This is a genomic window from Streptomyces pilosus (genome assembly GCF_014649835.1).
GTDB classification, from domain to species: Bacteria; Actinomycetota; Actinomycetes; order Streptomycetales; family Streptomycetaceae; genus Streptomyces; species Streptomyces pilosus.
Window position 1 is genome coordinate 1,083,968 of the sequence record NZ_BMTU01000001.1, and the last position, 26,836, is coordinate 1,110,803.

22 protein-coding genes and 1 tRNA gene are annotated in these 26,836 nt (G+C 72.0%); 18 read left to right on the forward strand and 5 right to left on the reverse strand.

Annotated features, from left to right (window positions below):
* Window positions 1-6 precede the first annotated feature (6 nt).
* Window positions 7-1,476, forward strand: coding sequence for a PucR family transcriptional regulator (locus IE118_RS04840; RefSeq protein ID WP_189556087.1), 1,470 nt, complete (start codon window positions 7-9; stop codon window positions 1,474-1,476).
* Window positions 1,477-1,585: 109 nt separating this feature from the next.
* Window positions 1,586-2,374 (forward strand): phosphatase, encoded by a 789-nt coding sequence (locus IE118_RS04845; RefSeq protein WP_189555961.1) that lies wholly within the window; start codon window positions 1,586-1,588, stop codon window positions 2,372-2,374.
* Here IE118_RS04845 and IE118_RS04850 read toward each other — a convergent pair.
* The 3 genes from IE118_RS04850 to IE118_RS04860 form a co-directional block, all read right to left on the reverse strand.
* Complete coding sequence (locus IE118_RS04850; protein ID WP_189555962.1) at window positions 2,371-3,252, reverse strand: acyl-CoA thioesterase; 882 nt, start codon at window positions 3,250-3,252, stop codon at window positions 2,371-2,373. The two genes, IE118_RS04845 and IE118_RS04850, sit on opposite strands and share 4 nt — an antisense overlap.
* A gap of 35 nt (window positions 3,253-3,287) precedes the next feature.
* Window positions 3,288-4,445 (reverse strand): acyl-CoA dehydrogenase family protein, encoded by a 1,158-nt coding sequence (locus tag IE118_RS04855; RefSeq protein ID WP_189555963.1) that lies wholly within the window; start codon window positions 4,443-4,445, stop codon window positions 3,288-3,290.
* A gap of 110 nt (window positions 4,446-4,555) precedes the next feature.
* Window positions 4,556-5,164, reverse strand: a complete 609-nt coding sequence (locus IE118_RS04860) for an SACE_7040 family transcriptional regulator (protein WP_189555964.1) — start codon at window positions 5,162-5,164, stop codon at window positions 4,556-4,558.
* A gap of 87 nt (window positions 5,165-5,251) precedes the next feature.
* Here IE118_RS04860 and IE118_RS04865 point away from each other — a divergent pair, with 87 nt between their 5' ends.
* From IE118_RS04865 to glmS, 13 genes are all read left to right on the forward strand, one after another.
* Window positions 5,252-6,868 carry a carboxyl transferase domain-containing protein gene (locus tag IE118_RS04865; protein WP_189555965.1) on the forward strand — a complete coding sequence of 539 codons (1,617 nt, stop codon included), beginning with the start codon at window positions 5,252-5,254 and terminating at the stop codon, window positions 6,866-6,868.
* 26 nt (window positions 6,869-6,894) lie between these two features.
* Window positions 6,895-8,901, forward strand: coding sequence for an acetyl/propionyl/methylcrotonyl-CoA carboxylase subunit alpha (locus IE118_RS04870; RefSeq protein ID WP_189556088.1), 2,007 nt, complete (start codon window positions 6,895-6,897; stop codon window positions 8,899-8,901).
* On the forward strand, window positions 8,898-9,845 hold the full coding sequence (locus tag IE118_RS04875; protein ID WP_189555966.1) for a hydroxymethylglutaryl-CoA lyase: 948 nt from the start codon (window positions 8,898-8,900) through the stop codon (window positions 9,843-9,845). Before IE118_RS04870 ends, IE118_RS04875 begins: the two co-directional genes overlap by 4 nt.
* A 6-nt stretch (window positions 9,846-9,851) precedes the next feature.
* Window positions 9,852-11,012 carry an acyl-CoA dehydrogenase family protein gene (locus IE118_RS04880; RefSeq protein WP_189555967.1) on the forward strand — a complete coding sequence of 387 codons (1,161 nt, stop codon included), beginning with the start codon at window positions 9,852-9,854 and terminating at the stop codon, window positions 11,010-11,012.
* 209 nt (window positions 11,013-11,221) lie between these two features.
* The gene (locus IE118_RS04885) at window positions 11,222-12,268 is read left to right on the forward strand and encodes an ABC transporter substrate-binding protein (RefSeq protein WP_189555968.1); all 1,047 of its coding nucleotides are present in this window, start codon (window positions 11,222-11,224) and stop codon (window positions 12,266-12,268) included.
* 63 nt (window positions 12,269-12,331) lie between these two features.
* The gene (locus tag IE118_RS04890; protein WP_189555969.1) at window positions 12,332-13,213 is read left to right on the forward strand and encodes a siderophore-interacting protein; all 882 of its coding nucleotides are present in this window, start codon (window positions 12,332-12,334) and stop codon (window positions 13,211-13,213) included.
* A 155-nt stretch (window positions 13,214-13,368) separates the two neighbouring features.
* Window positions 13,369-14,811, forward strand: a complete 1,443-nt coding sequence (gene desA, locus IE118_RS04895) for a lysine decarboxylase DesA (protein WP_189555970.1) — start codon at window positions 13,369-13,371, stop codon at window positions 14,809-14,811.
* Window positions 14,795-16,087, forward strand: coding sequence for a lysine N(6)-hydroxylase/L-ornithine N(5)-oxygenase family protein (locus IE118_RS04900; protein WP_189555971.1), 1,293 nt, complete (start codon window positions 14,795-14,797; stop codon window positions 16,085-16,087). The genes desA and IE118_RS04900 overlap by 17 nt, the downstream gene beginning before the upstream one ends.
* Window positions 16,084-16,623: a GNAT family N-acetyltransferase gene (locus IE118_RS04905; RefSeq protein WP_189555972.1), complete on the forward strand. Its 540-nt coding sequence runs from the start codon at window positions 16,084-16,086 to the stop codon at window positions 16,621-16,623. Before IE118_RS04900 ends, IE118_RS04905 begins: the two co-directional genes overlap by 4 nt.
* The gene (locus tag IE118_RS04910; protein WP_189555973.1) at window positions 16,620-18,392 is read left to right on the forward strand and encodes an IucA/IucC family protein; all 1,773 of its coding nucleotides are present in this window, start codon (window positions 16,620-16,622) and stop codon (window positions 18,390-18,392) included. Before IE118_RS04905 ends, IE118_RS04910 begins: the two co-directional genes overlap by 4 nt.
* Before the next feature lie 95 nt (window positions 18,393-18,487).
* On the forward strand, window positions 18,488-19,363 hold the full coding sequence (locus tag IE118_RS04915) for a DUF4429 domain-containing protein (protein ID WP_189555974.1): 876 nt from the start codon (window positions 18,488-18,490) through the stop codon (window positions 19,361-19,363).
* A 75-nt stretch (window positions 19,364-19,438) separates the two neighbouring features.
* Window positions 19,439-19,696, forward strand: a complete 258-nt coding sequence (locus IE118_RS04920) for a hypothetical protein (RefSeq protein ID WP_189555975.1) — start codon at window positions 19,439-19,441, stop codon at window positions 19,694-19,696.
* Between the two features lie 13 nt (window positions 19,697-19,709).
* A complete protein-coding gene (glmS, locus tag IE118_RS04925) occupies window positions 19,710-21,527 on the forward strand; it encodes a glutamine--fructose-6-phosphate transaminase (isomerizing) (protein WP_189555976.1) in 1,818 nt (605 codons plus the stop codon).
* Window positions 21,528-21,611: 84 nt separating this feature from the next.
* On the opposite strand, the gene IE118_RS04930 is transcribed toward glmS, so the two are convergent.
* Window positions 21,612-22,139 carry a universal stress protein gene (locus tag IE118_RS04930; RefSeq protein WP_189555977.1) on the reverse strand — a complete coding sequence of 176 codons (528 nt, stop codon included), beginning with the start codon at window positions 22,137-22,139 and terminating at the stop codon, window positions 21,612-21,614.
* 1,081 nt (window positions 22,140-23,220) lie between these two features.
* Between IE118_RS04930 and IE118_RS04935 the strand changes: the two genes are divergently transcribed.
* The 3 genes from IE118_RS04935 (at window position 23,221) to IE118_RS04945 (ending at window position 25,473) form a co-directional block, all read left to right on the forward strand.
* Entirely contained in the window at window positions 23,221-24,450 is a 1,230-nt protein-coding gene (locus IE118_RS04935) for a helix-turn-helix domain-containing protein (RefSeq protein ID WP_189555978.1), read from the forward strand.
* Between the two features lie 229 nt (window positions 24,451-24,679).
* A complete protein-coding gene (gene orn / locus IE118_RS04940; RefSeq protein WP_189555979.1) occupies window positions 24,680-25,282 on the forward strand; it encodes an oligoribonuclease in 603 nt (200 codons plus the stop codon).
* A gap of 118 nt (window positions 25,283-25,400) precedes the next feature.
* Window positions 25,401-25,473 (forward strand) — tRNA-His (locus IE118_RS04945).
* Window positions 25,474-25,563: 90 nt separating this feature from the next.
* Here IE118_RS04945 and IE118_RS04950 read toward each other — a convergent pair.
* On the reverse strand, window positions 25,564-26,619 hold the full coding sequence (locus tag IE118_RS04950; protein WP_189555980.1) for a LacI family DNA-binding transcriptional regulator: 1,056 nt from the start codon (window positions 26,617-26,619) through the stop codon (window positions 25,564-25,566).
* Window positions 26,620-26,836: the final 217 nt, after the last annotated feature.

The window sequence follows — 26,836 nt, forward strand, 5'->3', positions numbered from 1 at the left end:
ATGTCGATGTCGGACCCCGTGGTCCCGCCCACGCCGCCCGTGCGGCTGGACGCCCTGCTGGCCCGCGAGGACCTCGGTCTGCGCCGGATCGCCGGACCGGACGGCCCCGGGATCGTCGTGCACTGGGCGCAGGCGTCGGAGATGGCCGACCCGTACCCGTACCTGCTGGGCGGGGAACTGCTGCTGTCGGCGGGCGTGCACATCCCCGAGGGGGCGGGCGCCGGGTACTTCGACGCCTACGTCTCCCGGATCGTGGCGGCGGGCGGCGCGGCACTCGGTTTCGGTCTGGCGCCGGTGCACGAGAAGGTGCCGGCGGCGCTCGCCGAGGCCTGCGACATGCACGGGCTGCCGCTGCTGGAGGTGCCGCCCAGGACCACCTTCTCGGGGGTGGCGCGGGCGGTCTGGCAGCTGATGGCGCAGGCCCGCACGGCGGAGCTGCGCCGGGTCACGGAGGCCCAGCAGAGCCTCGCCACGGCGGCGGCCCGCCCCGACCCGGTCCGCCCGGTGCTCGGCCGGCTGGCCCAGCGCACCGGGGGCTGGGCCGTCCTCCTCGGCCCGGACACCACCGAGCTCGCCGCCTCGGGCCCGCCCCCGCCCGCCGAGGCGAGGGAGTCGCTCACCCGCCTGGCCGGGCTGCTGCGCCCCTCCACGGCGACCGCCGCCCCGGCCTCCGCCAGCGACACCGTCGCCGGTACCCACCTCGCCGCGTACGCCCTCGGCCCCGGTCCCGGCTTCGTCCTGGGCGTGGCGTGGCCGCGGCGGTCCCCCGGCGACCACACCATCGCCTCCGTCGCCGCCGTCCTGCTGACCCTTCTCACCGGCAGGCAGCACCCCGCCACGGACCCGAGCCGCTCGTCCGCCGCCCTCGTCCGCCTGCTGCTGGGCGCGGCACCCGGGGAGGTGGCGCCCCTGCTCGGCGCGGACCGGTGGCGCGTGGTGCACGCGCGGCCGGACGGGCGGCCGGCCCCGGACGCCCTCGCCGTCTCCGCCCTGGGCGCGGCCCTGGGCTCCACGCTGGTGGACCCGGCCGGCGAGACCGTACGCGTCCTGGTCCCGGCCGGTCACCCGGTGGAGGCACGCCCCGGCTGGTTCCTCGGGGTCAGCGCGGCCGCCGCCCCGGCCGACTGGCCCGTCGCCGACACCCAGGCCGCCCGCGCCCTCGCCCGGGCCCGCGCCACCCGCGCCCCGCTGGTCCGGCACGGCGAGCGTCCCGCCCTCGCCGACCTCGTCCCGCCGGGCGACGCGGACGCCCACGCCCGGGCGCTGCTCGCGCCCATAGCGGCCGCCCCGGCCCTCACCGACACCCTGCGCACCTGGCTGTCCCTGCACGGCAGCTGGGACCGTACGGCGGTGGCGCTGTCCGTGCACCGCAACACCGTGCGGCAGCGCATCGCGCGGTGCGCGGCGCTGCTGGAGGCCGACCTGGACGATCCGGACGTGCGGATGGACCTGTGGTTCGCGCTGCGCCGCAGCTGAGGCGGGCCGGGGAACTGAGTATCCGTACGCAGTCGGCTGAGTACGTGACGCACGTCCCAGCGAGCGATACGCCAGGGACGCCCACCGGGGGCTGCTCCACAATGGGGGCATGCCGATACCCGGGACACCCAGCCGCGCCGAACTCCTCGAACACCTGGTCGCCACCCGCATCGCGGGCGATGTCGCCACCCCGCGCGAGAACAACCTCTCCCACTACCGGAAGCTGGCGAACGGCGACCGCCACTACTGGCTCGGCCTGGAGCTCGGCGAGCGCTGGACCGACGAGCAGGACGTGCTCGCGGTGATGGCGGAGCGGGTCGGCGTCAACGACGACCCGGAGTACCGGTACGGGCAGGACACCATCGACCCGGAGCTGACCGTGGCCGGGATCGAGCGCATGGCCGGGCGGCTGCGCAAGGCGGCCGAGGGCCGGCAGCGGGTGCTGTTCGCCACCGGTCACCCGGGCGGGCTGCTCGACGTGCACCGTGCGACGGCCGCCGCGCTGCGGGCCGCCGGCTGCGAGATCGTGGTCATCCCGGACGGGCTGACCACGGACGAGGGCTATGTGATGCAGTTCGCGGACGTGGCGGTGCTGGAGCACGGCGCCACGCTGTGGCACACCCACTCCGGGCAGCCGATGAAGACCATCCTCGGCGCGCTGGAGCGCGAGGGCCGCCCGCTGCCGGACCTGGTCGTCGCCGACCACGGCTGGGCGGGCGCCGCGGGGCAGTACGGCGTCGACTCCGTCGGCTACGCGGACTGCAACGACCCGGCCCTGTTCCTCGCCGAGTCCGAGGGCACCGTCCAGGTCACGGTCCCCCTCGACGACCACGTCACCAGCCCCCGCCACTACGACCCGATGACGGCGTACCTGCTGGCGGAGGCGGGGATCGCCTAGGCTCGGTCCTCGCGCGGGACGCGGACCACGCCCTCCTGGATGACCGAGACCGCGAGCCGGCCGTCCCGGGTGTGGATGCGGCCCTGACCCAGGCCCCGTCCGCCGTGGGCCGTGGGGGACTGCTGGTCGTACAGCAGCCACTCGTCGGCGCGGAACGGGCGGTGGAACCACATCGCGTGGTCCAGGGAGGCGCCGACGACGTCACCGACGGCCCAGCCGCCGCGCCCGTGGGCGAGCAGGATGGAGTCCAGCAGCGTCATGTCGGAGACGTACGTGGCGAGGACGACGTGCAGCAGGGGGTCGTCGCTGTCGAGCTTGCCGTTGGTGCGGAACCAGACCTGGGAGTGCGGTTCGCGCGGCTCGCCGAAGCGGCCGTAGGGCGGGTCGTCGACGTAGCGCAGGTCGACCGCCGCGCGGGCGCCGAGGAGGCGGTGCACGACCTCGGACGACAGGTGCGGGTAGCCGCGCAGCCGCTCCTCGGAGGTGGGCAGCGTGTCCGGGTCCGGTGCGGGCGGCATCGGCGCCTGGTGGTCCAGGCCCTCCTCGTACGTCTGGAAGGACGCCGAGAGGTGGAAGATCGGCTTCCCGTGCTGGACCGCCACCACGCGCCGGGTGGTGAAGGAGCGGCCGTCCCGGATCCGGTCGACGGTGTAGACGATCGGCGCGCCGGGGTCGCCGATGCGCAGGAAGTACGCGTGCAGCGAGTGCGCGGGCCGGTCCGCGGGGACGGTCCGCCCCGCGGCGACCAGCGCCTGCGCCGCCACCTGACCGCCGAAGACGCGGGGGACGGCGGAGGCGCGCGACCGGCCGCGGAAGATGTTCTCCTCGATCTGCTCGAGGTCGAGCAGATCGAGGAGTTCCTGTAGTGCCTGACTCATGGAATCAGTTGTATACGGCAGGGATTTCCGGGACCTTACAGGCCCATGTCCTTGGCGATGATCGACTTCATGATCTCGCTGGTGCCGCCGTAGATGCGGTTGACGCGGTTGTCCGCGTACAGGCGGGCGATCGGGTACTCGTTCATGTAGCCGTAGCCGCCGTGCAGCTGGAGGCAGCGGTCGATGACGCGGTGGGCGACCTCGGTGCAGAACAGCTTGGCGGAGGCGGCCTCGGCGGGGGTGAGCTCACCGGCGTCCAGGGCCTCGGTGGCGCGGTCGGCGACGGCCTCGGCGGCGTCCACCTCGGCCTGGCAGGCGGCCAGCTCGAACTTGGTGTTCTGGAAGTGGGCGACCGGCTTGCCGAAGACGGTGCGCTCCTGCACGTACTGCTTGGCGAACCGGACGGCGGCCTTGGCCTGCGCGTAGGCGCCGAAGGCGATGCCCCAGCGCTCGGAGGCCAGGTTGTGGCCGAGGTAGTAGAAGCCCTTGTTCTCCTCGCCCAGCAGGTCCTCGACGGGCACCTTGACGTCGACGAACGCCAGCTCGGCGGTGTCGGAGGTCTTCAGGCCGAGCTTGTCGAGCTTGCGGCCGACGGAGTAGCCCTCGGACTTGGTGTCCACGGCGAACAGGGAGATGCCGTGGCGGCGGTCCTCGGCCGTCGGGGCGGCGGTGCGGGCGCAGACGATCACCTTGTCGGCGTGGACGCCGCCGGTGATGAAGGTCTTGGCGCCGTTGAGGACGTAGTGCGTGCCGTCCTCGCTGAGCTTGGCGGTGGTCTTCATGCCGGCGAGGTCGGAGCCGGTGCCCGGCTCGGTCATCGCGATGGCCCACATCTCCTCGCCGGAGACGAACTTCGGCAGGAAGCGCTTCTTCTGCTCGTCGGTGGCCAGCATCTTGAGGTACGGCAGGGCGAGCAGCACGTGCACGCCGGAGCCGCCGAACTGGACGCCCGCGCGGGCGGTCTCCTCGTAGAGAACCGCCTCGAACTTGTGGGTGTCCAGGCCCGCGCCGCCGAACTCCTCGGGCACGCTGATGCCGAAGATGCCCAGCTCGCCGAGCTTGTAGTAGAAGTCGCGCGGCGCCTGGCCCGCCGCGAACCACTCGTCGTAGACAGGCACGACCTCGGCCTCGATGAAGGCCCGGATGGTCTCCCGGAACGCCTCGTGATCCTCGTTGAAAACCGTACGGCGCACCGCCGCCACCTCCGCGTACCTAGGCATGTCTAAGCGCTTGCTCAGACAAAGATACCGGCGGGTAGTCACAGGCGTCCAGAGTGCGGCCGCCCGCACCCCCGTAACGCTCGTCACGCCGCGGGCGCCGCCCCCGCCGCCGCGAACGCGCCCCGCGCCATCCGGTGCAGCAGCCCGGCGGTCGTCGCCCGCCCGGGGAGCGAACCGGGGCGGGCCAGGTGCGGAGTGGAGTTGAGCAGGCCGAAGACCGAGTGCACCGCCGAGCGGGCGGCCGGTTCGGCCAGCCGCGGGTAGAGCGCGCGGACCACCCCCACCCACAGCTCCACGTACTGCCGCTGCAACTGACGGACCAGCTTGCGGTCGCTGTCCCGGAGGCGGTCCAGCTCGCGGTCGTGCAGGGTGATCAGGGGACGGTCGTCGAGCGCGAAGTCGATGTGCCCCTCGATGAGCGAGTCGAGGACCGCCTCGGGCGCCGGCACCTCCCCGGCCTCCTTCAGGCGCTGCTTCGCGCCGGTCAGCAGCTGGCCGCTGATCCCCACCAGCAGTTCCGCGAGCATCGCGTCCTTGCCCGCGAAGTGCCGGTAGAGCCCGGGCCCGCTGATGCCGACCGCGGCGCCTATCTCGTCGACCCCGACGCCGTGGAAGCCGCGCTCGGCGAAGAGCCGGGCGGCTTCCTTGAGGATCTGTTCGCGGCGGGTGGGGGCGTCGGTTCTGGTGGCCATGAAGACGATTCTAGACAGGGAGGTTAGCGGTCGTTAACCTGAAGGAAATGCGTTAACGCTCATTAACAAGGTGAGGGGACCCGCAGGATGCATGAGGCACCGGAGCTTCACAGCGCGGCCGATCCCGCGTCGGAGGCCTTTCGGGCCAACGAGGAGGCGCACCGCGCCCTCGTCGGGGAGCTGCGCGGCAAGCTGGCCGCGGCGGCGCTCGGCGGTGGCGAGCGGGCGCGGGCACGGCACACGGCGCGCGGGAAACTGCTCCCGCGCGACCGCGTGGACACGCTCCTCGACCCCGGCTCGCCCTTCCTGGAGCTGGCGCCGCTGGCCGCCGACGGGATGTACGAGGGGCAGGCCCCGGCGGCCGGGGTGATCGCCGGCATCGGCCGGGTGGCCGGCCGGGAGTGCGTGGTCGTGGCCAACGACGCCACCGTCAAGGGCGGCACGTACTACCCGATGACGGTGAAGAAGCACCTGCGCGCGCAGGAGGTGGCCCTCGACAACCGGCTGCCCTGCGTCTACCTGGTGGACTCCGGCGGCGCGTTCCTGCCGATGCAGGACGAGGTGTTCCCGGACCGGGACCACTTCGGGCGGATCTTCTACAACCAGGCCCGGATGTCCGGCGCCGGCATCCCGCAGATCGCGGCGGTCCTCGGCTCCTGCACGGCGGGCGGGGCGTACGTCCCGGCGATGAGCGACGAGGCGGTGATCGTCCGGAACCAGGGGACGATCTTCCTCGGCGGCCCGCCGCTGGTGAAGGCCGCCACCGGCGAGGTGGTGACGGCGGAGGAACTGGGCGGCGGCGAGGTCCACTCCCGGGTCTCCGGCGTGACCGACCACCTCGCGGAGGACGACGCGCACGCGCTCAGGATCGTGCGCACCATCGTCTCCACCCTCCCCGCGCGGGGCTCCCTGCCCTGGAGCGTCGAGCCGGCCGTCGAGCCCAAGGTGGACCCGGCGGGGCTGTACGGGGCGGTGCCGGTCGACTCCCGCACCCCCTACGACGTGCGGGAGATCATCGCGCGGATCACCGACGGCTCCCGCTTCGCCGAGTTCAAGTCGGAGTTCGGGCAGACCCTGGTCACCGGTTTCGCGCGGATCCACGGCCACCCGGTGGGGATCGTCGCCAACAACGGCATCCTGTTCGCCGAGTCCGCCCAGAAGGGCGCCCACTTCATCGAGCTGTGCGACCAGCGCGGCATCCCGCTGCTGTTCCTGCAGAACATCTCGGGCTTCATGGTCGGCCGGGACTACGAGGCGGGCGGCATCGCCAAGCACGGCGCCAAGATGGTCACCGCGGTCGCCTGCGCCCGCGTGCCCAAGCTGACGGTGGTGGTCGGCGGCTCCTACGGAGCGGGCAACTACTCCATGTGCGGGCGGGCGTACTCGCCCCGCTTCCTGTGGATGTGGCCCAACGCGAAGATCTCCGTGATGGGCGGCGAGCAGGCCGCCTCCGTCCTCGCCACCGTCAAGCGGGACCAGATCGAGGGACGCGGCGAGCAGTGGCCGGCCGAGGACGAGGACGCCTTCAAGGCCCCGATCCGCGCCCAGTACGAGCGTCAGGGGAACGCCTACTACGCGACGGCCCGCCTCTGGGACGACGGTGTGATCGACCCGATGGACACCCGGCAGGTGCTGGGCCTGGCCCTGACCGCGTGCGCCAACGCGCCCCTGGGTGACCCCCAGTTCGGCGTCTTCCGGATGTGAGGGGACCCCTGACGATGACTGAGCAGATGTTCGAGACGGTACTGGTGGCCAACCGGGGCGAGATCGCGGTCCGCGTCATCCGCACCCTGCGGTCGATGGGCGTGCGCTCGGTGGCCGTGTACTCCGACGCGGACGCCGACGCCCGGCACGTGCGGGAGGCCGACACGGCGGTGCGGATCGGGCCCGCGGCCGCCTCGGAGAGCTACCTGTCGGTGGAGCGGCTGCTGGAGGCCGCCGCCCGCACCGGCGCGCAGGCGGTCCACCCCGGATACGGCTTCCTCGCCGAGAACGCGCACTTCGCGCGGGCGTGCGCGGAGGCGGGCCTGGTGTTCATCGGCCCCCCGGCGGACGCCATCGCGCTGATGGGCGACAAGATCCGCGCGAAGGAGACGGTGAAGGCGGCCGGTGTGCCGGTCGTGCCCGGCTCCAGCGGCAGCGGGCTGACGGACGAGCAGCTCGCCGGGGCGGCCCGCGAGATCGGCGTGCCGGTGCTGCTGAAGCCGTCCGCGGGCGGTGGCGGCAAGGGCATGCGGCTGGTGCGGGACGCCTCGCTGCTGGCCGACGAGATCGCCGCCGCGCGCCGTGAGGCCCGCGCCTCCTTCGGTGACGACACGCTGCTGGTGGAGCGGTGGATCGACCGGCCCCGGCACATCGAGATCCAGGTGCTGGCCGACGGACACGGCGGCGTGGTCCACCTCGGCGAGCGCGAGTGCTCCCTCCAGCGGCGCCACCAGAAGATCATCGAGGAGGCGCCCAGCGTGCTCCTCGACGAGGGGACCCGGGCCGCGATGGGCGAGGCGGCGGTCCAGGCGGCCCGCTCCTGCGGCTACCGGGGCGCGGGCACGGTGGAGTTCATCGTCCCGGGCAACGACCCCTCCTCGTACTACTTCATGGAGATGAACACCCGCCTCCAGGTGGAGCACCCGGTCACCGAGCTGGTCACGGGGCTCGACCTGGTGGAGTGGCAGCTGCGGGTGGCGGCGGGCGAGCGGCTGGCCCTCGGGCAGGACGACGTCCGGCTGACCGGTCACGCGGTGGAGGCCCGCATCTGCGCCGAGGACCCCTCCCGCGGCTTCCTCCCCTCCGGGGGCACGGTGCTCGCGCTGCGCGAGCCGCAGGGCGACGGGGTGCGCACCGACTCCGGGCTGAGCGAGGGCACCGAGGTCGGCAGCCTCTACGACCCGATGCTCTCCAAGGTGATCGCGTACGGACCCGACCGGGCGACCGCGCTGCGCAGACTCCGCGCGGCACTGGCGGAGACGGTCACGCTGGGCGTGCAGACCAACGCGGGGTTCCTGCGGCGGCTGCTGGCGCATCCGGCGGTGGTGCGCGGCGACATGGACACCGGGCTGGTCGAGCGCGAGGTCGACGGTCTGGTACCGGACGGGGTGCCGGCCGAGGCGTACGCGGCCGCGGCGCTGCTGCGCCAGGCCTCCCTCGCGCCCGCCGGCGCCTCCGGCTGGGCGGACCCGTTCGACGCGGCCGACGGCTGGCGTCTGGGCGGCACGCGGGCGTGGACGGCGCACCACCTGCGGGTGGCGGGCCACGACCCGGTGACGGTGCGGGTGCGCGGCACGGCCGACGGCGGGACCGAACTGCTGCTCCCGGGCTCCGGCACCCCGCTGCGGGGGTCCGCGGGCCCGGCGGGCGGGGACCGGTTCACCTTCTCGCTCGACGGGGTCACCCACACCTTCGCCGCCTCGCCGGACGGCACCTGGCTGGGCCGGGACGGCGACGCCTGGCACGTGCGGGACCACGACCCGGTCGCCGCCTCCCTCACCCGGGCGGGCCAGGCGGGCGCCGACTCGCTGACCGCGCCGATGCCGGGCACGGTGACGGTGGTGAAGGTCGCCGTCGGCGACGAGGTGGCCGCCGGACAGAGCCTGCTGGTGGTGGAGGCGATGAAGATGGAGCACGTCGTCTCCGCCCCGCACGCCGGCACGGTCACCGAGCTGGACGTGGCCCCGGGCAGCACGGTCGCCATGGACCAGGTGCTCGCGGTCATCGCACCCGTGGAGGAGGAGACGGCGTGAACACTCCGGAGCTCGGCCTGCCCATGGTCGTACCGGCGGCGGGACTGCCCGCGCGGGTGCGGATCCACGAGGTGGGTGCCCGCGACGGCCTGCAGAACGAGAAGGCGACCGTCCCGACGGCCGTCAAGGCGGAGTTCGTCCGCCGTCTGGCGGGCACCGGTCTGACCACCGTCGAGGCGACCAGCTTCGTGCACCCCAAGTGGGTGCCGCAGCTCGCGGACGCCGAGGAGCTGTACCCGGCCGTCGCCGGCCTGCCGGTGGAACTGCCGGTGCTGGTGCCGAACGAGCGCGGGCTGGACCGCGCGCTGGCGCTCGGTGCCCGGCGGGTCGCGGTGTTCGCCAGTGCCACGGAGTCCTTCGCCAAGGCCAACCTCAACCGCACGGTGGACGAGGCGCTGGCCATGTTCGAGCCGGTGGTGAGCCGGGCGAAGGCGGCGGACGTCCACGTCCGCGGCTACCTCTCCATGTGCTTCGGCGACCCGTGGGAGGGCGCGGTCCCGGTCGCGCAGGTGGTGAAGGTGTGCCGGGCCCTGCTGGACATGGGCTGCGACGAGCTGAGTCTGGGCGACACCGTCGGGGTGGCCACCCCGGGCCATGTGACGGCCCTGCTCACCGCGCTCACCGGGGCGGGCGTGCCCGTGTCCGCGCTCGGCGTGCACTTCCACGACACCTACGGCCAGGCCCTGTCCAACACGCTGGCCGCGCTCCAGCAGGGCGTCACCACGGTCGACGCCTCCGCCGGCGGCCTGGGCGGCTGCCCGTACGCGAAGTCCGCCACCGGCAATCTCGCCACCGAAGACCTCGTGTGGATGCTGCGCGGCCTCGGCATCGACACCGGGGTCGATCTCGGCCGTCTGGTCGCCACAAGCGTCTGGATGGCCGCCCACCTGGGCCGACCCAGCCCGTCCCGCACCGTCCGAGCCCTCTCCCACCAGGAGTCGTGAACGACCATGGACCACAAGCTCTCCCCCGAACTGGAAGAACTCCGCCGCACGGTGGAGGAGTTCGCGCACGACGTGGTGGCGCCGAAGATCGGTGACTTCTACGAGCGGCACGAGTTCCCGTACGAGATCGTGCGGGAGATGGGCCGCATGGGCCTGTTCGGCCTGCCGTTCCCGGAGGAGTACGGCGGCATGGGCGGCGACTACTTCGCCCTCGGCGTGGCCCTGGAGGAGCTCGCCCGGGTGGACTCCTCGGTGGCCATCACCCTGGAGGCGGGTGTCTCGCTGGGCGCGATGCCGCTGCACCTGTTCGGCACCGAGGAGCAGAAGCGCGCGTGGCTGCCCCGGCTGTGCTCGGGCGAGATCCTGGGCGCGTTCGGCCTGACCGAACCGGACGGCGGCAGCGACGCGGGCGCGACCCGTACGACGGCCCGGCTGGACGAGTCGACGAACGAGTGGGTCATCAACGGCACGAAGTGCTTCATCACCAACTCGGGCACCGACATCACGGGCCTGGTCACGGTCACCGCGGTCACCGGCCGCAAGCCGGACGGCAAGCCGCTCATCTCGGCGATCATCGTCCCGGCGGGCACTCCGGGCTTCACCGTGGCGGCGCCGTACTCGAAGGTCGGCTGGAACGCCTCGGACACGCGGGAGCTGTCCTTCGCCGACGTCCGGGTCCCGGCCGCCAACCTGCTCGGTGAGGAGGGCCGCGGCTACGCCCAGTTCCTGCGCATCCTGGACGAGGGCCGGATCGCCATCGCCGCGCTGGGCACGGGCCTGGCGCAGGGCTGTGTGGACGAGTCGGTGAAGTACGCCAGGGAGCGGCACGCGTTCGGGCGGCCGATCGGCGCCAACCAGGCGATCCAGTTCAAGATCGCCGACATGGAGATGAAGGCCCACACGGCCCGCCTCGCGTGGCGCGACGCGGCCAGCCGGCTGGTGGCCGGTGAGCCGTTCAAGAAGGAGGCGGCGCTGGCCAAGCTGTACTCGTCGACGGTCGCCGTGGACAACGCCCGTGACGCCACCCAGATCCACGGCGGCTACGGCTTCATGAACGAGTACCCGGTGGCCCGGATGTGGCGCGACTCCAAGATCCTGGAGATCGGCGAGGGCACCAGCGAGGTCCAGCGGATGCTGATCGCGCGGGAGTTGGGGCTGGCGGGCTGAACCACCCGTACCCGGACACAGTGGCCCGCGTCGGACCCGGCGCGGGCCACCGCTCTGCTTACGTGACCCACATCACGGGACAGGAACGGCATTTCGGCCGCGCGCGGGGCGATGCGCACCGGGCACCCCCTGGACAGATCGTGAGGTTAGGCTAACCTAAGCCTGATTCCGCCGAGGACGGCTCCGTACGCACGAAAGCAGACCCTTCCATGTCGAACGCCACAACCGCACGCCTCTCCCGTCGTGGACTGCTCACCGCCGGCGGCGTCCTCGGACTCGGTGCCGTGCTCGCCGCCTGCGGGAGCGACGACGCGAAGGACGGCGGCTCGGGCGCGAAGGGCTCCGGCGACGCGTCCGGCCCGTGGTCGTTCAAGGACGACCGCGGCACCACGGTGAAGCTGGACAAGGTCCCGGCGAACATCGTCGCGTTCACCGGTGCGGCCGCCGCGCTGTACGACTACGGCGTCCAGGTCAAGGGCGTGTTCGGCCCGACGGAGACCAAGGACGGCAAGGCCGACGTCCAGGCCGGCGACATGGACATCAGCAAGGTGACCATCCTCGGCAACGTGTGGGACCAGTTCAACGTCGAGAAGTACGCGACGCTCGCGCCCGACGTCCTGATCTCCACGATGTTCGACGACGCCGGCACCCTCTGGTACGTCCCCGAGGCGTCCAAGGACAAGATCGCCAAGCTCGCCCCGAGCGTCGGCATCTCGGTCTACGACCGTCAGCTGACCGCCCCGCTCCAGCGGATGTGGGAGCTCGCCGAGTCCCTCGGCGGCGACATGAAGGCCGCCAGGGCCACCGACGCCAAGAAGCGCTTCGAGGCGGCCTCCGAGCGGCTGCGCAAGGCCGTCAAGGCCAACCCCGGCATCAAGGTGATGGCCGGTTCCGCGAGCCCCGAACTCTTCTACGTCTCCGGCACCAACCTCTCGATCGACCTGGAGTACTTCAAGGCCCTCGGTGTGGAGTTCATCGAGCCGCCGGAGGAGGCCAAGGCCGTGGGCGGCGGCTGGTTCGAGAGCCTGAGCTGGGAGAACGTCGACAAGTACAAGGCCGACGTCATCATGATGGACGACCGCTCCTCGGCCATCCAGCCCGCCGACATCACCGAGGCGACCTGGAAGAAGCTCCCCGCGGTCAAGGCCGGCCAGGTCATCGCGCGGTCCGCCGAGCCCATCCTGTCCTACGACAAGTGCGCCCCGCTCGTGGAGAGCCTCGCCGAGGCCATCGAGAAGGCCAAGAAGGTCAGCTGACCCTCCCCGCGAGAAGGCCGGCCGCCCCTCCCCCGACAAAACCCTCCTGCCCCGGAGCCATAGGTGACCACTGCCGTAGCCGCCCCGTTCCGCTTCTTCGCCCTCCAGGTCGCAGCGACGAGGCGGCTCGGCCCGTCCCTGGTCCGGGTCACCTTCACCGGCCCCGAGCTGCGGGAGTTCCGCTCCGAGGGACGCGACCAGTCCCTGTCGCTGTTCCTGCCGCACCCCGGGCAGAGCGAGCCGGCCGTACCGCTCGAACTGGGTGACCAGTGGTGGCAGGGCTGGCGCAAACTGCCCGACGACGTGCGGGCGGTGATGCGCTCGTACACGCTGCGCGCGCTGCGCACCGACGCCGGGGGGCACACGAGCGCGATCGACATCGACTTCGTGCTGCACGGGGTCACCGGGGAGGGCGACCCGGCCGCCGAGGCGGGCCCGGCCTCCCGCTGGGCCGCCCGCGCCGCCGCCGGTGACCGGGTACTGCTGCTCGGCCCCGCCGTCGCCGACAACCGGGCGATCCGCTTCCGCCCGCCCGGGGACACCGATCTGGTGCTCCTGTGGGCCGACGAGACCGCCCTGCCCGCCACCGCGGCCGTCCTCGGGACGCTCCCCGCCGGTATGCGGGCGCGGGTCTGGCTGGAGGTGCCGCACTCGGGGGACGTCCAGGACCTGCCGACGGCCGCCGACGCGGAGATCACCTGGTTCGTGCGGGACGCCACGGCGGCCGCGGAACCGGGAGCCTCCCCCATGGCCCTGGACAGCCTGCGCGCCGCCGTGCTCCCGCCCGGCGCGCGTCCGTACGTCTGGATCGCCGGCGAGGCCGGCTGTGTGAAGCGGCTGCGGCGCCACGTCGTGAGCGAGCGCGGGATCGACCGCCGGCGGGTGACCTTCGTCGGCTACTGGCGTCGTGGCCTGACGGAGGAGCAGCTGCGCGAACAGGGTTGATTTGAAAGAGAGTTGACCCTCTCCCACCCACCGTGCGCGAGTGACCACGGTCACGGTGGAACGCGGATTACCGTCCCATTACCAAGGTTAGGCTAGCCTAAGTCACCGCACTGGCCCGCTCCCGCCCCGGACCGTCCCCACCGGAGGACCCCCACATGCGCTCGCACCTGCTCAACGACACCACCGCGGAGCACTACCGCCGCTCCGTGACCGAGGGAGTCGAGCGGGTGGCGGCCAAACTCGCCACCACAGCCCGGCCGTTCACCGGCGTCACGGTCGACGCCCTCGCGCCCCGCATCGACGCGATCGACCTCGACCGGCCCCTGCACGACACCACCGCGGTACTGGACGAACTGGAGGACGTCTACCTCCGGGACGCGATCTACTTCCACCACCCGCGCTACCTCGCCCACCTCAACTGCCCGGTCGTCATCCCGGCCCTGCTCGGCGAGGCGGTGCTCTCCGCCGTCAACTCCTCCCTGGACACCTGGGACCAGTCGGCGGGCGGCACCCTCATCGAGCGCAAGCTCATCGACTGGACGACCGCCCGCATCGGCCTCGGCCCCGCCGCCGACGGCGTGTTCACCTCCGGCGGCACCCAGTCCAACCTCCAGGCGCTGCTGCTCGCCCGCGAGGAGGCCAAGACCGGTGACCTGGCGAAACTGCGCGTCTTCGCCTCCGAGGTCAGCCACTTCAGCGTGAAGAAGTCCGCGAAACTGCTCGGCCTCGGGCCCGACGCCGTGATCTCGATCCCAGTCGACCACGACAAGCGGCTGCAGACCGTCGCCCTCGCCCGCGAGCTGGAGCGGTGCGTCGAGGCGGGCCTCGTCCCCATGGCCGTCGTCGCCACCGCCGGCACCACCGACTTCGGCTCCATCGACCCGCTGCCCGGGATCGCCGAACTGTGCGGGCGGTACGGCGCCTGGATGCACGTCGACGCCGCCTACGGCTGCGGTCTGCTCGCCTCACTGAAGTACCGCGACCGCATCGCCGGCATCGAGCACGCCGACTCCGTCACCGTCGACTACCACAAGTCCTTCTTCCAGCCCGTCAGTTCGTCGGCCGTACTGGTCCGCGACACCGCCACGCTGCGGCACGCCACCTACCACGCCGAGTACCTCAACCCGCGCCGCATGGTGATCGAGCGCATCCCCAACCAGGTCGACAAGTCCCTGCAGACCACCCGCCGCTTCGACGCCCTGAAACTGTGGATGACGCTGCGCGTGATGGGTGCCGACGGCATCGGCGGCCTCTTCGACGAGGTGTGCGACCTGGCCGCGGAGGGCTGGAAGCTGCTCGCCGCCGACCCGCGCTTCGACGTCGTGGTCGCGCCCAGCCTCTCCACCCTCGTCTTCCGCTACATCCCGGCGGCCGTCACCGACCCCGCCGAGATCGACCGCGCCAACCTCTACGCCCGCAAGGCCCTCTTCGCCTCCGGCGACGCGGTCGTCGCCGGCACCAAGGTGGCCGGGCGCCACTACCTGAAGTTCACCCTGCTGAACCCCGAGACCACGACGGACGACATCTCCGCCGTCCTCGATCTGATCGCCGGCCACGCCGAGCAGTACCTGGGAGAGTCCCTTGACCGCGCTTGCTGAAGCCCCGGAAACCACCTACGACTTCGTGGGCGTCGGGCTGGGCCCCTTCAACCTCGGCCTCGCCTGCCTCACCGAGCCGATATCCGAACTGAACGGCGTCTTCCTGGAGTCCAAGCCGGACTTCGCCTGGCACGCCGGGATGTTCCTCGACGGCGCCCACCTCCAGACCCCCTTCATGTCGGACCTGGTCACCCTCGCCGACCCCACCTCCCCCTACTCCTTCCTCAACTACCTGAAGGAGAAGGGCCGGCTGTACTCGTTCTACATACGCGAGAACTTCTACCCGCTGCGGGTCGAGTACGACGACTACTGCCGCTGGGCCGCCGCCAAGCTGAGCAGCATCCGCTTCGGCACGACGGTCACCGAGGTGACCTACGACGAGGCCGCCGAGCTGTACGCGGTCGCGACGGCGGCCGGTGAGACGTACCGCGCCCGGCACCTGGTGCTCGGCACCGGCACCGTGCCGTTCCTCCCGGAGCCGTGCCGCGGGCTGGACGGCGGCCTCTTCCACAACGCGCAGTACATGCAGCGCAAGGCGGAACTGCTGGAGAAGAAGTCGGTCACGGTCGTCGGCAGCGGTCAGAGCGCCGCCGAGATCTACTACGAGCTGCTCTCCGAGATCGACGTCCACGGCTACCAGCTCAACTGGGTCACGCGTTCGCCGCGGTTCTTCCCGCTGGAGTACACCAAGCTGACCCTGGAGATGACCTCCCCGGACTACATCGACTACTTCCGCGCCCTGCCCGAGGAGACCCGCTACCGGCTGGAGAAGCAGCAGAAGGGCCTGTTCAAGGGCATCAACTCGGAGCTGATCGACGCCATCTTCGACCTGCTCTACCAGAAGAACGTCGAGAGCGGGGACCGTCCGGTACCCACCCGGCTGCTCACCAACTCCAGCCTCACCGGCGCGCGGTACCAGGACGGCGCGTACACGCTCGGCTTCCACCAGGACGAGCAGGGCAAGGACTTCGAGATCCGCACCGAGGGCCTGGTGCTGGCCACCGGCTACCACTACGAGCCGCCGGCGTTCCTCGACCCGGTGCGCGAGCGGATCCGCTTCGACGGCCACGGCCGTTTCGACGTCGCCCGCAACTACGCCATCGACGTCACCGGCCGGGGGATCTTCCTGCAGAACGCGGGCGTCCACACGCACAGCATCACCAGCCCCGACCTGGGCATGGGCCCGTACCGCAACGCGTCCATCATCCGTGAGCTGCTGGGCACCGAGTACTACCCGGTCGAGAAGAGCATCGCGTTCCAGGAGTTCGCCGTATGAGCATCGGTACGTTCACCGTCCGCCCCCTGGACCCGCTCGAGGACGCCGAGCTGCTGCACCGCTGGGTCACCGACCCCAAGGCGGCGTTCTGGATGATGCAGGACGCCGCGCTCCAGGACGTCGAGCGCGAGTACCTGCGCATCGCCGCCCACGAGCACCACCACGCCTACCTGGGCCTGCACGACGGCGAACCCGCCTTCCTGATGGAGAAGTACGACCCCCGGTACGTCGAACTCGTCGGCCTGTACGACCCCGAGCCCGGCGACGTCGGCATGCACTTCCTGGTCGCCCCCACCGACCGCCCCGTCCACGGCTTCACCCGGGCGGTCATCACCGCCGTGATGGAGGAGCTGTTCGCCGACCCCGCCACCCGGCGGGTGGTGGTCGAACCGGACGTCGGCAACAAGGCCGTGCACGCCCTCAACGAGGCCGTGGGCTTCGTGCCCGAGCGGGAGATCGACAAGCCGGAGAAGCGCGCGCTGCTGAGCTTCTGCACGCGTGAACAGTTCGAGGCCGCCCGAGGAGCATCCGCATGACCCTGTCCGACGCCGTGGCGCACCTGTCCCCCCACCGCTGGGCGCGGGCCAACCGCCTGCTGATCCGCAAGGCGCTCGCCGAGTTCGCCCACGAGCGGCTCATCACGCCGCAGGACTCCGGCGACGGCCGGTACGCCGTCCACAGCGACGACGGCCGGACCCGGTACACGTTCACCGCTGCGCGGCGCGCCCTGGACCACTGGCACATCGACCCCGAGTCGATCACCCGCCACCGCGACGACGCCGAACGCGAGCTCGCGGCCCTGGACTTCTTCATCGAGCTGCAGAAGTCCCTGGGCCTGAGCGAGGAGATTCTGCCGGTGTACCTGGAGGAGATCTCCTCCACCCTCTCCGGCACCTGCTACAAGCTCACCAAGCCGCAGGTGCGGGCCGGAGAGCTGATCGACGCCGGCTTCCAGGCCGTCGAGACCGGCATGACCGAGGGGCACCCCTGCTTCGTCGCCAACAACGGGCGGCTCGGCTTCGGCGTCGACGAGTACCGCGCGTACGCGCCGGAGGCGGCGGCCCCGGTCAAGCTGGTGTGGCTGGCCGCCCACCGCTCGCGGGCCGCGTTCACGGCGGGCGTGGGCATCGAGTACGAGTCGTTCGTACGGCAGGAACTGGGCGAGGAGACCGTCGAGGGCTTCCACGACGTCCTGCGCGCGCAGGACCTCGACCCCGGCGACTACCTCCTGATACCCGTCCACCCCTGGCAGTGGTGGAACAAGCTGTCCGTCACCTTCGCCGCCGAGATCGCCCGCCGGCACCTGGTGTGCCTGGGCGAGGGCGACGACGAGTACCTGGCCCAGCAGTCCATCCGCACCTTCTTCAACCGGTCGCACCCCGGGAAGCACTACGTGAAGACGGCCCTGTCCGTCCTCAACATGGGCTTCATGCGCGGGCTCTCCGCCGCCTACATGGAGGCGACCCCGGCGATCAACGACTGGCTGGCGCAGCTCGTCGACAGCGACCCGGTGCTGCGCGCGACCGGGCTGTCGATCATCCGGGAGCGGGCCGCCGTGGGCTACCGGCACCTGGAGTACGAGCAGGCCACGGACCGCTACTCGCCGTACCGCAAGATGCTGGCCGCGCTGTGGCGGGAGAGCCCGGTGCCGTCCCTGGAGGACGGCGAGTCCCTCGCCACCATGGCCTCGCTGGTCCATGTCGACCACGAGGGCGCCTCCGTGGCGGCCGCGCTGATCGCACGCTCCGGGCTGGCCCCCACCGAGTGGCTGCGCCACTACCTGCGCGCCTACTACGTGCCGCTGCTGCACAGCTTCTACGCCTACGACCTGGCCTACATGCCGCACGGCGAGAACGTGATCCTCGTGCTGCGGGACGGCGTGGTGCGGCGCGCGATCTACAAGGACATCGCCGAGGAGATCGTGGTGATGGACGCCGACGCGGTGCTGCCGCCGGAGGTGGCCCGCATCCGGGCGGAGGTGCCGGACGACACGAAGCTGCTGTCGATCTTCACGGACGTCTTCGACTGCTTCTTCCGCTTCCTCGCCGCGAACCTGGCCGAGGAGGGCGTCCTGGACGAGGACGGCTTCTGGCGCACGGTCGCGGAGGTCACCCGCGAGTACCAGGCGTCGGTGCCGGAACTCGCCGACAAGTTCGCCCGGTACGACATGTTCGCCCCGGAGTTCGCCCTGTCCTGCCTGAACCGCCTGCAGTTGCGCAACAACCGGCAGATGGTCGACCTGTCGGACCCCTCCGGCGCGCTCCAGCTGGTCGGCACCCTGAAGAACCCCCTCGCGGAGTTCTGACCCACGAACGCGCGGGCGCCCCCGAGTACGGTCCTCGGGGGCGCCCGCCGCTTTCCGCACCCCGGAGTCCCGCGGTCCGGTGAAACAATCACCCCATGGCGGAAATCATCCAGAAGGACGGTACGTGGACCTTCGACGGCGAGGCCCTGCGACTGACGCCCGGCCGGGACAAGAACGTCGGCCTGCTGCGCAGGACCCTGGGTGAACTGGTGCTGCCCCTGCGGGCGTTGACGGGAATCTCGTTCGAGCAGGGCAAGAAGGCGGGGCGGCTCAGGCTGCGGCTGCGCGACGGCGCCGACCCGCTGCTGCAGGCGGCCGGCGGCCGGCTCACCGAGCCGCACGACCCGTACCAGCTGATCGTCGAGTCGGACCGGTACGGCGTCGCCGAGTACTTCACGGAGGAGGTCCGCACCGCCCTGCTGCTGGACCAGGTCCCCTCCGACCCGGTCTCCGAGTACCTGCTGCCCGGCCCGTCCGTGCCGCTGTCCGTCTCCGCCGGGGACGGCACGGTGAGCTTCGACGGCGAGCGCGTCCGCCTGGAGTGGAACTGGAAGACGGAGGACGCCAAGGCCGCCGCGGGCACCCGCACCCTCGCGGTGACGGACCTGACCGCCGTGGAGTGGCAGCCCGCGGCCGGACTGGAGAACGGGCACCTCCGCTTCCATGTGCGGCACGCCCCGACCAAGGCACCGGCCAAGTACGACCCCAACTCGGTGGAGCTGTGGGGCTTCAAGAAGGATCCGCTGATGGCGCTGGTCGCCGCCGCCGTCCAGGCCCGCCTGCCGCACCCGGCCGCGCCCGCCGGCGCGCCGGAGCCGGAGGCCCCGCGGCCGCCGGCCCCCCGCCCCTCGGGAGACGACCACGACGCGCTGCTGCGGCGGCTGCGGGAGCTGGGTGAGCTGCACCGGTCGGGGGTGCTCACGGACGAGGAGTTCACCCTCGCCAAACAGGCCGTCCTCAAGCACATGTAGCGGCCATTCTGCGGAGCCTGCCCGATATCGGGCACGATTCTTGCGCATCGGCCCCCGGCCCCTCAAAATCATCGGGTGCACGAGGAACTTGTCGATCATCTGGCGCGGTCCACGCCCCTCAGCCGGGGCGAGGCTCTGCGGGTGATCCAGGACGTGCTCGCCTACTTCGACGAGACGACCGAGGAATACGTCCGTCGCCGCCACCGCGAGCTCCAGGCCCAGGGCCTGGTGAACGCGACGATCTTCGAACGGATCGAGGCGGACCTCAGATACCGAGCGGTGGCGCCGCCCGAGCTCTCGCTCCGGCAGCTGCGCCGCATCGTCTACGGCTAGGAAACCAACGTACATGTGCGGAATCGTCGGATACATCGGCAGGCGTGAGGTCGCTCCCCTGCTGCTCGAGGGCCTGCAGCGCCTGGAGTACCGCGGCTACGACTCGGCGGGCATCGCCGTGACGTCCCCCAAGACGGCCGGCCTGAAGATGGTCAAGGCCAAGGGCCGGGTGCGCGACCTGGAGGCCAAGGTCCCGGCGCGCTTCAAGGGCACCACCGGCATCGCCCACACCCGCTGGGCCACCCACGGCGCCCCCTCCGACGTGAACGCCCACCCGCACCTGGACGCCGAGGGCAAGGTCGCCGTCGTCCACAACGGCATCATCGACAACGCCGCCGACCTGCGCCGCAAGCTGGAGGCGGACGGCGTCGAGTTCCTCTCCGAGACCGACACCGAGGTCCTCACCCACCTCATCGCCCGCTCGCAGGCGGAGAAGCTCGAGGACAAGGTCCGCGAGACCGTGCGCCTCATCGAGGGCACCTACGGCATCGCCGTGCTGCACGCCGACTTCCCCGACCGCATAGTCGTGGCCCGCAACGGCTCGCCCGTGGTCCTCGGCATCGGCGAGAAGGAGATGTTCGTCGCCTCCGACATCGCCGCGCTGGTCGCCCACACCCGGCAGATCGTCACCCTCGACGACGGCGAGATGGCCACCCTCAAGGCCGACGACTTCCGCACCTACACCACCGAGGGCACCCGCACGACCGCCGAGCCGACCACCGTGGAGTGGGAGGCGGCCTCGTACGACATGGGCGGCCACGACACGTACATGCACAAGGAGATCCACGAGCAGGCGGAGGCCGTGGACCGCGTGCTGCGCGGCCGGATCGACGACCGCTTCTCCACCGTGCACCTCGGCGGCCTCAACCTGGACGCCCGCGAGGCGCGCCGGATCCGCCGCGTGAAGATCCTCGGCTGCGGCACCTCGTACCACGCCGGCATGATCGGCGCGCAGATGATCGAGGAGCTGGCCCGCATCCCCGCCGACGCCGAGCCGGCCTCGGAGTTCCGCTACCGCAACGCGGTCGTCGACCCCGACACCCTGTACATCGCGGTCTCCCAGTCCGGTGAGACCTACGACGTGCTGGCGGCCGTGCAGGAGCTGAAGCGCAAGGGCGCGCGGGTGCTGGGCGTGGTCAACGTGGTCGGCTCCGCGATCGCCCGCGAGGCCGACGGCGGCGTCTACGTGCACGCCGGCCCCGAGGTGTGCGTGGTCTCCACCAAGTGCTTCACCAACACCACGGTCGCCTTCGCCCTGCTCGCCCTGCACCTGGGCCGCACCCGCGACCTGTCGGTGCGCGACGGCAAGCGGATCATCGAGGGCCTGCGCCGCCTGCCCGGCCAGATCGCCGAGATCATGGAGCAGGAGGAGGAGATCAAGAAGCTGGCCCAGCAGTACGCCGACGCCCGCTCGATGCTCTTCATCGGCCGCGTCCGGGGTTACCCGGTGGCCCGTGAGGCCTCCCTGAAGCTCAAGGAGGTCTCCTACATCCACGCCGAGGCCTACCCGGCCTCCGAGCTCAAGCACGGCCCGCTGGCCCTGATCGAGCCGGCCCTGCCCACGGTCGCGATCGTCCCGGACGACGACCTGCTGGAGAAGAACCGCGCGGCCCTGGAGGAGATCAAGGCCCGCAGCGGCCAGATCCTCGCCGTCGCCCACCAGCACCAGGAGAAGGCCGACCACACCCTCCTCGTCCCCAAGAACGAGGACGAGCTCGACCCCATCCTGATGGGCATCCCCCTCCAACTCCTCGCCTACCACACGGCTCTGGCCCTCGGCCGGGACATCGACAAGCCCCGCAACCTCGCCAAGTCGGTGACGGTGGAGTAGAAGCGCCCGGGCCGGCGCACGGCCGCTGCGCGAGAGGGACCCCCGCGTGCCCGCCCCAGGGCGGCGCCGGGGGTCCCGCCGCGTCTACGGGATGACGACGACCGGCCGCTGCGCCCGCTTCGCCAGCCTCCCGGCGACGGACCCGAAGATCCGCCCCACGAGCCCGTGGGTGGACCCCACGACGATCGCGTCGGCTTCGTACTCCCGCCCCACCTCTTCGAGTTCGTGGCAGATGTCCCCGCCGCGCTCGACCAGGATCCACGGCACCTCGGTCAGGTAGTCCGCACAGGCGAGCTCGAGCCCGAGCACCTCCGTGCGGTGGTCCGGGACGTCCACGAAGACCGGGGGCTCGCAGCCCGCCCAGACCGTCGTGGGCAGCCGGTTGGCGACGTGCACGATGATCAGGCCCGAGCCGAGGCGCCGCGCCATGCCGATGGCGTACGCGAGGGCCCGTTCGCTGGAGGTGGACCCGTCGAAGCCGACGACCACTCCGTGCCGGAACGCCGGGTCGCAGGGATGGCGTGAGTCCTCCGCCGCCAGGGGTTCGGCCGCCGTGGGATCGGCGACCGGCCGCTTGCGGTCCGCGGGTTCGAAGAATTCGTGACCGGCCATGGCTGTCTCGGAGTGGTGATCCTTCTGGGGGACGACAGTGTGCGGCGGAGCTGTGTCCGGGAATGGTCTTCCCAACCCCATACCCCCAAGGGTACGGCGGCACGCCTCCTTGGCCCAGACCCCGCGCATACCGGCAGGCGGGTTCCCCGGAGCATGCACGAGGGGGCGCCCGTCACGCAATGGTTGCTGCCCTGTACAGGCGGTTTGCGCGGGACCCGGTTGACCGGGAGAGTGGGGGCCGTCCGGGTCGCGCGCCCCGGTCCGCCGCGGTCGTCCGGCCGGTGACCACGGTGACCGGAGGTCCGGCCGCGCGGCGGTCCCCGTGAGCGACGCCACAGGGAGCGGCGCCTCGATGTCCGGCTCCGGGCCCACCCCGATCGGGACCGTGCCGCACCGCCCGACGGGATCCGGCGGCCGGTACGGCCCGCCGGGCGGCCTTCCGCAGCCCCTGGCCCCGGTGGCCCTGCCGGGGTGCGGCCCGTCCGTGGCGGGGCGGCTGCTCCGTGGCGGGGGCGGCCCGCGCGGCACGCGGTCCGGCGGCCGTCACGGGCGCCCGCCGGCCGCCGACGCGCCGCTCCGGGCGGGTCGGCGCACGGCCCGCCGCCGGGGAGCCGGGGGCCGCGCCGGGGCGGACGGCGCCGGGCCGGAACCGGACCGCGGGGCGGCCGGGCACGGGCTGGCGGGGATACACCGGTCGCGTGACCGGTTTCCGCGCCCGCCGCCGTATCTTTTCAGCCAACTTCCGGCTGGTGTACGCCTCCTGTGGCGACCACCCCCCATCCCTCGTCCGACCTGCGCAAAAAGGCTCCCGTGAGCCGCGCGCACCCTACGGGGATTGGCCACCGCGACAAGGCGCACTTCCCTGCACGCCCCGCGAGTGCAACCCTTCGTGATCGAATGCTTCACGCCAAGTTGCCAAGTCGACAATCCGCCGGGTGGTGAACCGGCCACCCGGGCGCAACTGGACGCAGTAGATTCGATCTTGACTGTCGTACGGCGGGGGACTCGTGCAGGACCGAGGGGAAACGTGCAGGAGCGACACAACCGAGGAGCCGCGACCACCGAGGGGGGCTTAGCAGTTATGAGCCACGACTCCACTGCCGCGCCGGAAGCCGCGGCCCGGAAACTCTCCGGGCGACGCCGCAAGGAGATCGTCGCGGTGCTGCTGTTCAGCGGCGGCCCCATCTTCGAGAGTTCCATACCGCTGTCGGTGTTCGGGGTTGACCGCCAGGACGCCGGCGTACCGCGCTACCGACTGCTGGTGTGCGGAGGCGAGGACGGCCCGCTGCGGACCACAGGGGGCCTGGAACTCACCACGCCACACGGCCTGGAGGCGATATCCCGGGCGGGCACCGTCGTGGTGCCGGCCTGGCGTTCCATCACCTCGCCGCCACCGCAGGACGCGCTCGACGCGCTGCGCCGGGCCCACGAGGAGGGCGCCCGCATCGTCGGGCTGTGCACCGGCGCCTTCGTCCTCGCGGCGGCGGGCCTGCTGGACGGCCGGCCGGCCACCACCCACTGGATGTACGCGCCGACGCTGGCGAAACGCTATCCGTCGGTGCACGTCGATCCGCGGGAACTCTTCGTGGACGACGGCGACGTGCTGACGTCGGCGGGCACCGCGGCCGGCATCGACCTGTGTCTGCACATCGTGCGCACGGACCACGGCAACGAGGCGGCCGGCGCGCTCGCCCGCCGTCTGGTGGTCCCCCCGCGCCGCAGCGGCGGCCAGGAGCGCTACCTCGACCGGTCTTTACCGGAGGAGATCGGCGCCGACCCGCTCGCCGAGGTCGTCGCCTGGGCGCTGGAGCACCTCCACGAGCAGTTCGACGTGGAGACGCTGGCGGCACGCGCCTACATGAGCCGCCGCACGTTCGACCGCCGCTTCCGTTCGCTGACCGGCAGCGCTCCGCTGCAGTGGCTGATCACCCAGCGGGTGCTGCAGGCGCAGCGGCTGCTGGAGACGTCGGACTACTCGGTCGACGAGGTGGCCGGCCGCTGCGGTTTCCGCTCGCCGGTGGCCCTGCGCGGCCACTTCCGGCGTCAGCTGGGTTCGTCCCCGGCCGCCTACCGGGCCGCGTACCGTGCGCGGCGCCCGCAGGCCGACCGGCACCAGGACGGCGAGGCGGCCGTGCACGGCCAGGGACCCGTCCCGCCCGGCCAGCCGGGCCAGCCGGGCCACACCGGGCACCCGCTGCCGCCGGCCCTGCACCCGGACAGTCCGCTGCCGCACCAGTCCCGCCGCACGGCGGCGGGCGTCGGCCCGTCCCTGACGGCCTCCGGCGTACCGGGCCAGCGCAGCGCGCCGTGATTCGGCAACGGTGACCGACGGGCCGGAGGCCACCGCCTCCGGCCCGTCCGGCACCCGAGGACATGGCCCGTCCGGGGCACGTCCGCGGCCCGTCCGCGGCCCGTCCGGGGCCGGGGCGGGGCCCCGGCGCGGCGGCCCCGGTGACGTTCACACCGGTACCGGGACATCACACCAGCGGGCGGCTCACCACCCGGTCCCGCACGGCGAGGCGCCCCGTAAGGTTAGACACATGAACGATCGCATGGTGTGGATCGACTGCGAGATGACCGGTCTCTCGCTGTCGGACGACGCGCTCATCGAAGTGGCCGCCCTCGTCACCGACTCCGAGCTGAACGTGCTCGGCGAGGGCGTGGACATCGTCATCCGCCCGCCGGAGCGGGCCCTGGAGACGATGCCGGAGGTGGTGCGGGAGATGCACACCGCGTCCGGTCTGCTCGCCGAGCTGGACGGCGGCACGACGCTGGAGGAGGCCGAGCAGCGGGTCCTCGACTATGTGCGCGAGCACGTCAAGGAGCCCGGCAAGGCGCCCCTGTGCGGCAACTCCGTCGGCACCGACCGCGGTTTCCTGCTGCGGGACATGCCGACCCTGGAGGACTACCTGCACTACCGCATCGTGGACGTCTCCAGCGTCAAGGAGCTGGCCCGCCGCTGGTACCCCAGGGCGTACTTCAACAGCCCCGAGAAGAACGGCAACCACCGCGCGCTCGCCGACATCCGCGAGTCCATCGCGGAACTGCGCTACTACCGCGAGGCCGTCTTCGTACCGCAGCCGGGACCCGACTCGGACACCGCGAAGAAGATCGCCGCCAAGCACGTCCTGCCTGCTCAGTAGGGCACCCGGGGGTCCCGGGAGGCCCCCGCCGAAAGGTGTGCGCGAGCACCCCTTCGGACCCTGTACACTTTTTCTCGGCCGGTCGGAGAAGTCACTGACCTCGACCGACAAGGCCATGGTGGGTGTAGCTCAGCTGGTAGAGCACCTGGTTGTGGTCCAGGATGTCGCGGGTTCAAGTCCCGTCACTCACCCTCACCAGTCAGCCGGTGACCTCGCGCGGAGGTCACCGGCTGAACTCGTTCCGGGGGGCGTGTGCGGGGCCGGCGGCCGCGCACACGCCCTCACGACGAGGCGCGGTCCACCAGCTCCGTGGCCAGCACCATCTGGCGGCGCTCCAGTCCCCTCGCCATGGACGGGCGGCGGTCGGCGACCTCGGTGAGCAGCAGGTCGATCATCGCGCGGCCCATCTCCTGTATCGGCTGGCGCACGCTCGTCAGCGGCGGGTCCATGTGGCGGGCGATCGCGGAGTCGTCGTACCCGACCAGCGCCACGTCGTCGGGGATGCGGCGGCCCGCCTCGCGCAGGGCCTGCCGGGCGCCGGCCGCGGTGACGTCCGAGGCGGCGAAGACCGCGTCCAGGCCGGGACGGCGCTCCAGCAGGGCCGCCATCGCGCGCCGGCCGCCCTCCTCGGAGAAGTCCCCCGGCTCGATCAGCAGCTCGTCCACCTCGTGGCCCGCGTCGCTCAGCGCGTCGCGGTACCCGTCGATGCGCCGCTGGGCGCCGTACACGTCCAGGCGGCCGGTGATGTGGGCGATGCGGCGCCGGCCCCGGCCGATGAGGTGCTCGACGGCCTGACGGGCGCCGCCGTAGTTGTCGGAGTCCACCGAGGCGAGCGTCTCCGCGGCCGAGCGGGGGCCGCTGATCACCGCGGGGATTTCCAGCTGGGACAGCATGTCGGGCAGCGGGTCGTCGGCGTGCACCGAGACCAGCAGCACCCCGTCCACCCGGTGCGCGGCCAGGTACTGGGCGAGCCGCTGCCGCTCCCGGTCACTGCCCGCGAAGATCAGCAGCAGCTGCATCTCGGTGTCGGACAGCGCCGCGCCGACACCCCGGAGGATGTCGGAGAAGTACGGCTCGGCGAAGAACCGGGTCTCCGGCTCGGGCACCACCAGGGCTATGGCGTCCGTACGGTTCGCGGCCAGCGCGCGGGCCGCCGTGTTCGGGACGTAACCGAGCTCGGCGACCGCCGCCTCCACGACCGCGCGCGTGGCGTCGCTCACCCGGGGCGAGCCGTTGATCACCCGGGACACCGTGCCCCGGCCGACCCCGGCGCGCGCGGCCACCTCTTCGAGGGTGGGCCGGCCGCCGCTCCGGCCCCGCGCTCCGTGGCTTGCCATCGGCTCCGCCTTCCTTCGTACGTCCCACCGGCCTGGAATGTAACAGCCCCGGCAGTGGCGGTGACGGCCGCGTCGAGGACACTGTGCGGACCGATCCGTTCCGCGGACGACCCGCCGGCGTCAAGTTAACGGGCAGATAACTGAACGCACTTTGCCGCGTCTGTTCCCTTGACACCCCCGCCCGGACCCGCGACTCTTCAACACATCACTTGTGGGA

What these genes read in the sequence shown, in the direction of transcription:
- IE118_RS04840 (WP_189556087.1), top strand. Translation starts at nt 7, where the DNA reads ATGTCGGACCCCGTGGTCCCGCCCACGCCGCCCGTGCGGCTGGACGCC.
- IE118_RS04845 (WP_189555961.1), top strand. Translation starts at nt 1,586, where the DNA reads ATGCCGATACCCGGGACACCCAGCCGCGCCGAACTCCTCGAACACCTG.
- IE118_RS04850 (WP_189555962.1), bottom strand. Translation starts at nt 3,252, where the DNA reads ATGAGTCAGGCACTACAGGAACTCCTCGATCTGCTCGACCTCGAGCAG.
- IE118_RS04860 (WP_189555964.1), bottom strand. Translation starts at nt 5,164, where the DNA reads ATGGCCACCAGAACCGACGCCCCCACCCGCCGCGAACAGATCCTCAAG.
- IE118_RS04865 (WP_189555965.1), top strand. Translation starts at nt 5,252, where the DNA reads ATGCATGAGGCACCGGAGCTTCACAGCGCGGCCGATCCCGCGTCGGAG.
- IE118_RS04870 (WP_189556088.1), top strand. Translation starts at nt 6,895, where the DNA reads ATGTTCGAGACGGTACTGGTGGCCAACCGGGGCGAGATCGCGGTCCGC.
- IE118_RS04880 (WP_189555967.1), top strand. Translation starts at nt 9,852, where the DNA reads ATGGACCACAAGCTCTCCCCCGAACTGGAAGAACTCCGCCGCACGGTG.
- IE118_RS04885 (WP_189555968.1), top strand. Translation starts at nt 11,222, where the DNA reads ATGTCGAACGCCACAACCGCACGCCTCTCCCGTCGTGGACTGCTCACC.
- desA (WP_189555970.1), top strand. Translation starts at nt 13,369, where the DNA reads ATGCGCTCGCACCTGCTCAACGACACCACCGCGGAGCACTACCGCCGC.
- IE118_RS04905 (WP_189555972.1), top strand. Translation starts at nt 16,084, where the DNA reads ATGAGCATCGGTACGTTCACCGTCCGCCCCCTGGACCCGCTCGAGGAC.
- IE118_RS04910 (WP_189555973.1), top strand. Translation starts at nt 16,620, where the DNA reads ATGACCCTGTCCGACGCCGTGGCGCACCTGTCCCCCCACCGCTGGGCG.
- IE118_RS04915 (WP_189555974.1), top strand. Translation starts at nt 18,488, where the DNA reads ATGGCGGAAATCATCCAGAAGGACGGTACGTGGACCTTCGACGGCGAG.
- glmS (WP_189555976.1), top strand. Translation starts at nt 19,710, where the DNA reads ATGTGCGGAATCGTCGGATACATCGGCAGGCGTGAGGTCGCTCCCCTG.
- IE118_RS04930 (WP_189555977.1), bottom strand. Translation starts at nt 22,139, where the DNA reads ATGGCCGGTCACGAATTCTTCGAACCCGCGGACCGCAAGCGGCCGGTC.
- IE118_RS04935 (WP_189555978.1), top strand. Translation starts at nt 23,221, where the DNA reads ATGAGCCACGACTCCACTGCCGCGCCGGAAGCCGCGGCCCGGAAACTC.
- orn (WP_189555979.1), top strand. Translation starts at nt 24,680, where the DNA reads ATGAACGATCGCATGGTGTGGATCGACTGCGAGATGACCGGTCTCTCG.
- IE118_RS04950 (WP_189555980.1), bottom strand. Translation starts at nt 26,619, where the DNA reads ATGGCAAGCCACGGAGCGCGGGGCCGGAGCGGCGGCCGGCCCACCCTC.